Genomic DNA, 10,223 nt, shown 5'->3' with positions numbered 1-10,223 from the left:
ATGCTGTCCGGGCGCGGGGCCTCGGCGACGGGGGCGACGACCGGCGCGATCTCGGCGAGCTGGAGCTTGGGGACCGGGGGGCGCAGGGTGGAGAGGTCGGCCAGGGCGAAGGAGGCGCCGCCGCGGGAGTAGGCGCGGTCGCGGAGGTAGCGCATGGCGACGGCGTCGACTTCGGAGGGGTCGGCGCCGGCGCGGGCGAGCTCGGCGCGGACGGCGGAGGCGAAGTCGCCGGCGCGGCCGTAGACGTCGGGGTACACGTGCAGCTTCTCGCCGCGCACGCGGGCCACGCGGTACGTCACGCGCATGCGTACGGAGCGCGCCAGCACCGTCTCGCGCGTCTTGCGGTCGTTGCGCGCCAGGCGGTCGAGCTCGGCATCGCTGATGGCCGGATCGGCGATGCGCTTGAGGCGGCGCGCCAGGTCGATCACGTCGCTGTTGGACATGCGGATGCAGCCGTGCGACGCCGGGGCGCCCAGCCGGCCCTCGCTGGTGGTGCCGTGGATGTAGATCAGCTCGTCCATGTGCAGCTTGACGCGGCCCATGGGGTTGCCCGGCCCCGGCGGGGTGCGGCGGCGCTTGGCGGCCCACGCGCTCCCCGGCGGCGGGTTCCACCACGGGTTCCAGATCACCGTGGCGAGCAGGTAGTCGCCCACGGGGGTGGAATAGCGCGCGGAGCCCACCGACACGGGGTAGCTCTTCACCAGCGAGTCGCCCTGGAGCAGCTCCAGGCGGCCGCTGGGGATGTTGACCACCACTTCCACGCCCTCCACGATCTGGCGCTTGGGCTTGGGCGGCACCACCACCGAGTCGGGGACGTCGGTGAAGGCCGCGCCCGCGCTGCCGGGAACGGTCTGCAGGGCGGTCTGCACCACCTCCGCCCCGCCGGTGGCGCGGAGGACGACGGCGGCCGAGACCGCCAGGACGGCGATGATGGCGAGGGCGCGCACGAGCTTGCTGGACATCGGGGTACCGCGCAGGAGCTGCGGGAAAGGGTGGCGCTGTAGCGGTTTACGGCGGATGCAAGAATTCCGCCGGGAGGGATGCCGGGGCGGGGTGGGACGGCCGTGATGGTAAGGAAGATAGGAGCGGGGCGGGGGTTGGTCCAGTGGGACGGGTTTTGGGGAATGGGGAAATGGGAAATGGGAAATGGGAAATGGGGAATGGGGAATGGGGAATGGGGAAATGGGGAATGGGGCAGCAGGCAACCACCCGACGGCTTTCCCTCTGTCATCCTGAGCGACGCGCTTCTCTGTTCTTTCCTTTTCTGCGATGGCGGGCGCGGAGCGAAGGATCTACTGCGCGTTCCGAGGGGTCCGCACGTCACGCCGTCCTCTTGCCTCGCCGGCTAGATCCGTTCGGTCGCCGCAGGAGTACGGCGTGCGATGGACGCATTCGTGGGGCGTCTCCCTCAGGATGACAAAAACCAACGCACTCACGCACTTTCCCCTCACCCCAGCGTGAAGTGAAACGTGGTGCCGACCCCCACCTCGCTCTCCACCCAGACGCGGCCGCCGTGGGCCTCCACGATGCCGCGGGCGATGGGGAGGCCCAGGCCGGCGCCGTCGCGGCGGGCGTGGCCCTGCCAGAAAGTGTCGAAGAGGCGCGGGAAGTCGGACTCGGGGATTCCCGCGCCCGTGTCGCGCACCCAGAAGCGCACGGCGCCGTCGTCCAGGGCGGCGCCCAGGGTGATGACGCCGTCGGACGGGGTGAACTTGAGGGCGTTCCCCACCAGGTTGCTGAAGACCTGCAGGGCGCGCTCGCGGTCGGCGCGGACCAGGGGGGCGCGGTCCGGGGGGACGGCGACCAGGTGGATGCCGCGCTCCTCGGCCAGCGGGGTGAAGAGCTCGGCCGCGTCCAGCACCAGGCGCCCCGGGTCGTGCGGCTGCGGGGCCACGCGCAGCTGCCCGCTCTCGATGCGCGCCACGTCCATCAGGTCGCGGATCAGGTGCTCCATCGCCTCGGCGCTGCGCACGATCATGCGCACGCCGTCGCGCGCCCACGGCGGAAGGGGGAGGGTGTCGTCGCTGAGGATGGCGTCGGCGTTCAGGAGGACGGCGGTGAGCGGGTTGCGCAGGTCGTGCGAGACGACCCCCAGCACCGAGTCGCGCGCGCGCACCGCCTCCTGCGCCTCGCGGTAGAGGCGCGCGTTGTCGATGGCCAGCGCCGCGCGCCGCGCCATATCCTGCGCCACCGCCAGGTCCGCCGGGCCGTAGTGGCGGCCGCTGTCGCTCATCGCCAGGGTGATGGAGCCGCGCGTGCGCCCCCGCGCCGTCAGCGGGACGATGATGAAGGACTTCAGCCCGTTGCGGCTGAAGCTCTCGCGGTGGCGCTCGTCGTGGGAGAGCCGCTCCTGCATCTCCGGCGTGAAGTTGGGAACGAGGAGCGGCTCGCCCGTCCTCACCACGCGCAGCACGGGGCGGCGGTCCAGGTCGCCGTCGGGCGGGTTGACGGCGTCGTGGATGAGGGATGCTTCCTTTTTCGGGTCGTGGTGCGCCACCGCCACGCGCCGCGTTCCCCCATCCGGCTGCACCACGTCGATCAGGCAGTAGTCCGCCAGCTCGGGGACGGCCAGTCGCGCCAGCTCGCGGTACGAGCTGCCGTAGTCGAACGAGGCGCTGAGCAGCGTTCCCACGTCGGCCAGAAAGGCGGCGCGGCGTCCGGCGGCTTCGGCGGCGGCGCGGGCCTCGCGCTCGCGCTCCAGCAGCTCCGCGCGCACCCGCTCGCCCGCCTTGCGGCGCGAGATGTCGCGATAGATCCCCCAGATCGCCACCTGCTTCCCGTCCACGAAGACGGGGCTCCCGGTCACGTACACGTCCAGCGGACTGCCGTCGCGGCGGGCGCGCACCGTCTCCACCCCCACGCGCTGCCCCATCATCACCTGCGACGTCATCTCGGCGCCCTGCTCGCGCAGGCCGGGGGGGACGATCAGGTCGTTGATCGGGCGACCCGCCGCCTCCTTCGCCGTGTAGCCGAACATGCGGGTGAATTCGCCGTTGACGTCCAGCACGCGGTCGCCGGCGTCCAGGAGGGCGATGGCTTCGGGGGATGCTTCAAAGAGCTGGTCCAGGTAGGCGCGCTGCAGGGTGAGCGCACCCTCGCGCTCGCTGAGGTCGCGCAGCACCACCAGCCGCCCGGCCGGTGCGCCGCGGTCGTCGTGGACGCGGGTGACGCGGGCGTCCACGGCGCGTCCCGCATCGTCCAGCTCCAGCCGTGCGCGCACTCGCGGCTCCGCGCCGGCGCGCGCCTGGTCCAGCAGCGGCCCCAGCGCGGGGACGAGCTCGCAGGCGCGGCGGCCCAGCCACCGGTCGCCCTCCACCCGCAGCAGGGCGCGGGCGGCGGGGTTCAGGTCCAGCACGCGGTCCTCGTCGTCCAGCACCATCACGCCGTCCGGCAGCTCCTCCACCAGCGTCTCGCGCGCCACCGGCATCACGTCCAGCAGGCGCAGGCGGAAGATGGCCCAGAAGAAGACGAGCCCCGTGAGCGTGAAGAGGAAGGGCATGGGGTTGGCGGGAAACCTCACCACCTTGCCCACGTGCAGCACGTTCCCCACCCACGGCACCAGCGCCGCCACGCCGATGGCGACGGCCTGCCTCCGGTAGATCCTCACCGAGCGGATGGCGCGCAGCGAGAGGAGCGCCACGCACGCCGAAAGGAGCGCCCACGAGTACCCCACGTGCAGCCAGAACCCCCACCCCTCGCGCGAGTCGATCTGGATGTAGCCGCGGCGCGGGACCAGGGTGAAGCGCGCCCAGAACTGGAAGTGGAGCGGATTGGTGAGCGCCATCGCCAGCGTGAGCAGCGGGATGGCGGAGACGAGCGCGATCCTGCCCGGCGTCAGCCAGCGCTCGTGGCGGGTGTACTGGAGGGTGAAGATCATCCAAGCCAGCGGCACCACGATGGCGCCCGCCTGCGTGGCCTCGGCCAGAAAGAGCTTCGCCTCCAGCGTCGTCGCGGCGCGGTACAGGCCGTAAAAGAACGACCACCAGGCGCACGAGGCCATCAGCACCACGAACCCCACCGCCGCCGGCACGCGCCGGTGCGCCCACGCGAACACGCCGAGCCCCGCGCACAGCGCCGCGGAGACCATCAGGGGGACGAACTCGGGAGTCTGCTGCCAGGTCATTTCTGGAACACGGATGGGAACGGCAGTTTCACACAGAGCCGCGGAGGGGCAAAGAAAGGGCACAGAGGAACGGCACGGAGTTCTTTTCCGTTCTTGTTCTTTCCTCTGTGTCTCTGTGTGATGTGGTGGGGGGTGGTGGAAGGTGCTCTGGATGTAAGGTTTGCGCAAGGAGGCCGCCTTGCGCGCGGCGGGGCGGGCCGCCATCGTGCCGGACACCCGTGTTCGTGCGATCCACCCCGGCACCCCCGGCTCCATGCGCATCACCAACCGCCGCCGCGCCGCCGCGGCGATCCTCGGCCTGCTACTGGCCGCGCCCGCCGCCGCGCAGGTAAGGCCCGCGCCCGCGCCCTCGCCGGACAGCGCCACGCTGGCCGGCTTCCGCTGGCGCAACATCGGCCCCAACCGCGGCGGCAGGTCGATCGCCGTGGCGGGGAGCACGCGCCGGCCGCTGGAGTACTGGTTCGGCGCCACCGGCGGCGGCATCTGGAAGACGACGGACGGCGGCACCACCTGGCGCCCCATGTCCGACCGCGCCTTCAGCAGCTCCTCGGTGGGCGCCATCGGCGTGTGCGAGGCCAACCCGGACGTGGTGTACGCCGGCATGGGCGAGGTGCAGCTCCGCGGCAACATCATGCCCGGCGACGGCGTGTACCGCTCGGCCGACGGCGGCAAGACGTGGGCGCACGTGGGGCTGCGCGACGCCCAGATGATCGGCCGCGTGCGCGTGCACCCCACCGACTGCGACCGCGCGTACGTGGCCGCGCTGGGCCACGCGTTCGGTTCCAACCAGGAGCGCGGCGTCTTTCGCACGCGCGACGGCGGGAAGACTTGGCAGAAGACGCTCTTCCGCAGCGAGAACGCGGGCGCGGTGGACCTGATCCTCACCCCCGGCCGGCCGGACACGCTCTACGCCTCCACCTGGGAGGTGGGGCGCACGCCGTGGGCGCTCTCCAGCGGCGGGCCGGGGAGCGGTCTCTTTCGCTCGACGGACGGCGGGACGACGTGGACGGAGCTGACCCGCAACCCGGGGCTGCCGCGCGGGATCCTGGGGAAGATCGGCGTCACCGTCTCCGCCGCAAACCCCAACCGGCTGTGGGCCATCGTGGAGGCGGCGGAGGGGGGCGTCTTCCGCTCGGACGACGCGGGCGCCACCTGGACGCGCATCAACGACGAGCGCAAGCTGCGGCAGCGCGCCTTCTACTACTCGCGCATCTACGCCGACCCGCGCGACACGGCCACCGTGTACGTGCTGAACGTGGCGTTCTGGAAGTCGACCGACGGGGGGAAGACCTACAAGGCGATCCGCACGCCGCACAGCGACAACCACGACCTGTGGATCGATCCGCAGAACCCGCAGCGCATGGTGCAGGCGAACGACGGCGGCGGCAACGTTTCGGTGAACGGCGGCGAGAGCTGGACGGAGCAGGACTACCCGACCGCGCAGATGTACCACGTCGTCACCACGGGCCACTTCCCCTACCACGTCTGCGGCGCGCAGCAGGACAACTCCACCGCGTGCGTGCCCAGCAACGGCAGCGGGCGCGAGTGGTACGCCGTGGGCGGCGGCGAGAGCGGCTACATCGCCCCGCGGCCGGACCAGACGGACGTGTTCTACGCGGGCAGCTACGGCGGGCTGATGACGCGCTTCGACCGCCGCACGGGGCAGCGGCGCAACATCCAGATCTGGCCCGAGAACCCGATGGGCTACTCGGCGTCGGACATCCGGGAGCGCTTCCAGTGGACGTTCCCCATCGTCCTTGCGCCGCGCAACCCCAACGTGCTCTTCGCCGCGTCGCAGCACCTGTGGCGCTCCACCGACGAGGGGGAGAGCTGGACGCGCATCTCCCCCGACCTCACCCGCGGCGATCCCAAGACGCTGGGGCCCAGCGGCGGCCCCATCACGCTGGACCAGACGGGGGTGGAGACGTACGGCACCATCTTCACCGTCGCCCCCTCGCCGCGCGATTCCATGACGATCTGGGCGGGATCGGACGACGGCGTGGTGAGCGTGACGCGCGACGGCGGACGCTCGTGGCAGAACGTGACGCCGCGGGGGCTCCCCGAGTTCGCGCGCATCTCGCTGATCGAGGCGTCGCCGCACGACCCCATGCGCGCCTACGTGGCCGCCAACCGCTACCAGATGGACGACCCCGCGCCGTACGCCTTTCGCACGGATGACGGCGGGCGCAACTGGACGCAGATCACGCGCGGCATCGCCGCCGGCCACTTCGTGCGCGCCGTGCGCGAGGACCCGACGCGCGCGGGGCTCCTCTACGCGGGGACGGAGCACGGGCCGTACGTCTCGTGGAACCAGGGCGCGCAGTGGAGCTCCCTCCGCCTGGGGTTGCCGGACGTGCAGGTGAGCGACCTGGTGGTGCACGGCAACGACCTGGTGGCCGCCACGCACGGCCGCTCCTTTTACGTGCTGGACGAAATCAGCCCGCTGCGGCAGCTCACCGCCACCTCCAACCGCGCCGCGCACCTCTTCCGCCCGGACGACGTGGTGCGCGCCGCGGACCCCGGCGTGAGCGTCTTCTACTCGCTCCCCCGCAATCCGCGCCGGGTGACGCTCGACTTCATGGACGCGCGCGGCACCGTCATCCGCTCCTTCAGCGGCACCCCGGCGGACACGGTGCGCGGCGCCGGCGGCAGCGGCTCCCCCGCCGGCGGCGAGGACGAGGACGAGGACTCCCCCCGCCGCCGCACCGATCCCAAGGCGCCCGCGCGGGCGGGGATGAACCGCTTCGTGTGGGACCTGCGCCACCCCGGCGCGACCGACTTTCCGGGGATGATCCTGTGGGCCGCCGGCACCAACGGCCCGCGCGTGCCGCCGGGGCGCTACCGCGTGCGGCTGACGGTGGACGGGCGCGCGGTGGGCGCGGAGGAGTTCAACGTGCGCATCGACCCGCGCCTCACGGGCGTCACGCAGGCGGACCTGGAGGCGCAGTCCGCGCTCGCCCTGCGCGTGCGCGACCGCACCAGCGACGCCAACCGCGCCGTGATCCGCATCCGCGGCATCCGCCAGCGGATCGACCAGCGGCTCACGCGCACGCAGGACCCGGCGATCCGCTCCGCCGCCGACTCGCTCAAGGCGCGCCTCTCCGTCATCGAGAACGCGCTCTACCAGACGCGGCTGCAGAGCAACCAGGACCCGCTCAACTACCCGATCCGCCTGAACAACCAGATGGCGGCGCTGCTGGGCGTCATCGAGAGCGCCGAAGCTCGCCCCACGCGCCCCACGATGACGGTGTTCGAGGAGCTTTCCCGCCGCCTCGATGTCCAGCTCGGCGCGCTGGACCGGCTGCTGGCCACCGATCTGCCGCGCCTCAACACGCTCCTCCGCGGGCGCCGGCTGGCCCCGGTGCCGTCCAACCCACCCGCGCCGCGCGCTCCTGCGGCGGACGCGGGACGGGCGGGGGAGGAAGAGGAAGGCGAGGGGGAGGAAGGGGAGGAGAGGTAGCAGAGATCGCAGGCCCTCTCCCCCGCTCGTTCCTCGCTGCCCCCTCCCCCACAAAACAACCTGGGGGAGGGGGCGGTTGCGTGTATTTGTGTTCGCCCTCGGCGAAGGATGTGGGGCAGGCGCAAAAAAACCCCCGGAGCCGTAGCCCCGGGGGACCCAAGAGCCGAAGCCCGTTTGGGGATGATCTGAGTGGAAAGTATGCCTGATCGGCGCCTGCATCAAGCTCATGTGGCAGTTCTTGCGCTTGACTTGCGGCTGCATCGGGGCCATCATGGGCGCCGTCGCGGGGGTCCGCGGTTGGACAGGAACCAGGAGGATGAATTGCACGCCACCACTGCCGGCGCGTGGCCGGCACCCTTTGCCCCGAGCGGACGAAGCACGTCCGTGTTCTGCGCGCTGCTGGCGCTCTGCCTCTGCGCCGCACCCGCCGCCGCGCAGCAGCCCGCACCGCCCGCCCGCACCGGCGAAGCCATTCCGGAGCCCGGGTTCTGGGAGCGCCTCCGCGCCGAGGCGCGCCGCTTTCGCGAGCTGAACGCGAATCCCTTCTCGTACGCCACGCGCTACCGCATCTCGCACGAGCTGGCGAGCTCCATCCACGATGCGGCCCGCACCGAGGGGATCGACCCCGAGCTGGCGTTCCGGCTGGTGCGCGTGGAGAGCAACTTCAACCCGCGCGCCCGCAGCTACGCCGGCGCCATGGGGCTCACGCAGCTGATGCCGGGCACCGCGCGCTCCATCGACCGCCGCATGGCCGACCGCGCGCGCCTGCTGGATCCCGAGGCCAACCTGCGCGTCGGCTTCCGCTACCTGCGCACCCTCCTGCGCCACTACGACGGCGACGTCCGCCTGGCCCTCCTCGCGTACAACCGCGGCGAGAACAGGGTGGACCGCGACCTTCGGCGCGGGCGCGACCCGGAGAACGGGTACTCGGGCAAGGTGCTGGGGCGGGGGGCCGACCGGTACCGCGGCGCGGGGGTGGTGCAGCAGTAGGGGGCAGGAGACAGGGGACAGGGAAAGACGGCCCGCCGCGACAGTGTCATGGCGGGCCGTCGTGCCTCCTCCCCAGCCGTGAACGGGGGCACTCACGGTCCCGACTTTGCAACCCTCCCCGGGCCTGGCGGCGAGCCGCCCCGGCGCACACACCGCAGACGGAGACCGACGAGCAATGTCCTCGATCAACCGCCCCCTGGCGGGGCCCACGCTCAGCTACGACCTGGCCGCGGAGGCCGCGCGGCTCCGGCAGGATCCCATGTACCAGCAGAGCGGCAAGCTGGGCCACGCGCTCGTCAAGAATGGGCGCTTCCGCGTCATCCTCACCGCGCTGGCCGCGGGGCAGTCCGCCGAGACCGCCAACGCGGATTCCGCGATGAGCATCCAGGTGCTGGAGGGCTCGCTCCAGGTGCGCGCCGAGGGGGGCGAGCAGGAGCTGCGGCAGGGGCAGCTCATCTTCACCGCGCCCGGCGACGCCCACGACATCCGCGCCGCGCAGGACTCGCTCATCCTCATCACCGTCTCCGCCCAGAACGACGACTTCCGCCCCGGCGAGTCGCGCACCGGCTCGGGCGCCAACCCGTGATGTCGGCGCGGGATCGCTCCTGCGCCACCACGTGAGGGCACCCCGGGGGCGCAGGCGTCCCACAGGGGGGACGGGTGTGGCAAGTGGTTGCACTGCTTGCACCTACGGAGCACGTGGCACCGCCCTTGCCCTGTGTGGACCGCTCAACGGGGTGACGACGACGGAAACCAGGAAGGAGATCGAGCCATGAAGGCCAGAATACTCGGGCTGCGGTTGGTGGCGCTCGCCGCGATGCTCTCCGCCACGGGGTGCGCGCAGGCAGGGGCGCTCGGCGAGATCCTGGGAGGCGTGATGGGGCCCCAGGGACAGGGGCAAGGGCAGGGACAGGGCGGCCAGGTGGTCGGCGAGATCCAGGGAATCGACGCTCGCCAGGGGATGATGCAGATCCGCACGCAGAGCGGGCAGACCGGGAACGTGTACTTCGACCAGAACACCCGCGTCGTCTACCAGCAGCGCGAGTACGCCGTGACGGCGCTGGAGCGCGGCGACGTGGTGGCGTTCCAGGTGCAGCAGGACCAGCGCGGCAACGCCTACACCAACTACATCCAGGTGCAGCAGAGCGTACAGGACCGCACCGGGCAGAACACGCAGCAGCAGGGCGGCGTCTACAACGGCGGCACGGGGGGCGGGACGTACGGCAGCAACAACGTCCAGCGCTTCGCGGGCACGGTGGGGTACATCGACACGCAGCGCGGATCGTTCGAGCTGCGCACCCAGAACGGCGCGGCGCAGGTGGCGCTCCCCTACGGCGCCAGCGCGCAGGACGCCCAGCGCTTCCGCGCGTTGCGCAGCGGGCAGAGCGTGACGCTCGAGGGCCAGATGGTGGCGCAGGGGCGGATCGACCTGGTGCGCTTCATCAACTAGGCGGCTCCACGGCCGGATACGGACAGGGGGCGCACCCGGCGAGGGTGCGCCCTTTTCCGCGTGTGTGCCCAGCATGAACAGTGGTCCGGAGGTGAGAGTCCTCCCGGAACTTGGTCGTAGGGACCGAAGCGAGCCGCAAGGCGCCGACCGTGAGGGGAGCGCTGAAAGAAGCGGGGTAGCGAACCCGTCGAGCCGACGAA

Annotated in this window: 6 protein-coding genes; 4 read left to right on the top strand and 2 right to left on the bottom strand. The window is 71.8% G+C overall.

Going from position 1 to position 10,223, the window contains the following annotated elements:
- The coding region (locus VF584_04580; protein ID HEX8209445.1) for a L,D-transpeptidase at positions 1-962 on the bottom strand (962 nt) is incomplete at its 3' end.
- Between the two features lie 485 nt (positions 963-1,447).
- Positions 1,448-4,123, bottom strand: coding sequence for a histidine kinase N-terminal 7TM domain-containing protein (locus VF584_04575; protein ID HEX8209444.1), 2,676 nt, complete (start codon positions 4,121-4,123; stop codon positions 1,448-1,450).
- Between the two features lie 160 nt (positions 4,124-4,283).
- On the opposite strand from VF584_04575, the gene VF584_04570 reads away from it, so the two are divergent.
- The 4 genes from VF584_04570 (at position 4,284) to VF584_04555 (ending at position 10,023) form a co-directional block, all read left to right on the top strand.
- Positions 4,284-7,583 (top strand): hypothetical protein, encoded by a 3,300-nt coding sequence (locus tag VF584_04570; GenBank protein ID HEX8209443.1) that lies wholly within the window; start codon positions 4,284-4,286, stop codon positions 7,581-7,583.
- A 321-nt stretch (positions 7,584-7,904) separates the two neighbouring features.
- Positions 7,905-8,573: a transglycosylase SLT domain-containing protein gene (locus tag VF584_04565; protein ID HEX8209442.1), complete on the top strand. Its 669-nt coding sequence runs from the start codon at positions 7,905-7,907 to the stop codon at positions 8,571-8,573.
- A 175-nt stretch (positions 8,574-8,748) separates the two neighbouring features.
- A complete protein-coding gene (locus tag VF584_04560) occupies positions 8,749-9,159 on the top strand; it encodes an AraC family ligand binding domain-containing protein (protein ID HEX8209441.1) in 411 nt (136 codons plus the stop codon).
- Positions 9,160-9,345: 186 nt separating this feature from the next.
- Positions 9,346-10,023: a hypothetical protein gene (locus tag VF584_04555; protein HEX8209440.1), complete on the top strand. Its 678-nt coding sequence runs from the start codon at positions 9,346-9,348 to the stop codon at positions 10,021-10,023.
- Positions 10,024-10,223: the final 200 nt, after the last annotated feature.

The sequence above is a fragment of the Longimicrobium sp. genome, assembly GCA_036389135.1.
GTDB lineage: Bacteria > Gemmatimonadota > Gemmatimonadetes > Longimicrobiales > Longimicrobiaceae > Longimicrobium.
This window is presented reverse-complemented; position numbering and strand designations above follow the sequence as displayed.

Bases quoted from the DNA above. Each gene is read 5' to 3' on its own strand.
- VF584_04555 (HEX8209440.1), top strand. From the start codon at position 9,346: ATGAAGGCCAGAATACTCGGGCTGCGGTTGGTGGCGCTCGCCGCGATG.
- VF584_04575 (HEX8209444.1), bottom strand. From the start codon at position 4,123: ATGACCTGGCAGCAGACTCCCGAGTTCGTCCCCCTGATGGTCTCCGCG.
- VF584_04560 (HEX8209441.1), top strand. From the start codon at position 8,749: ATGTCCTCGATCAACCGCCCCCTGGCGGGGCCCACGCTCAGCTACGAC.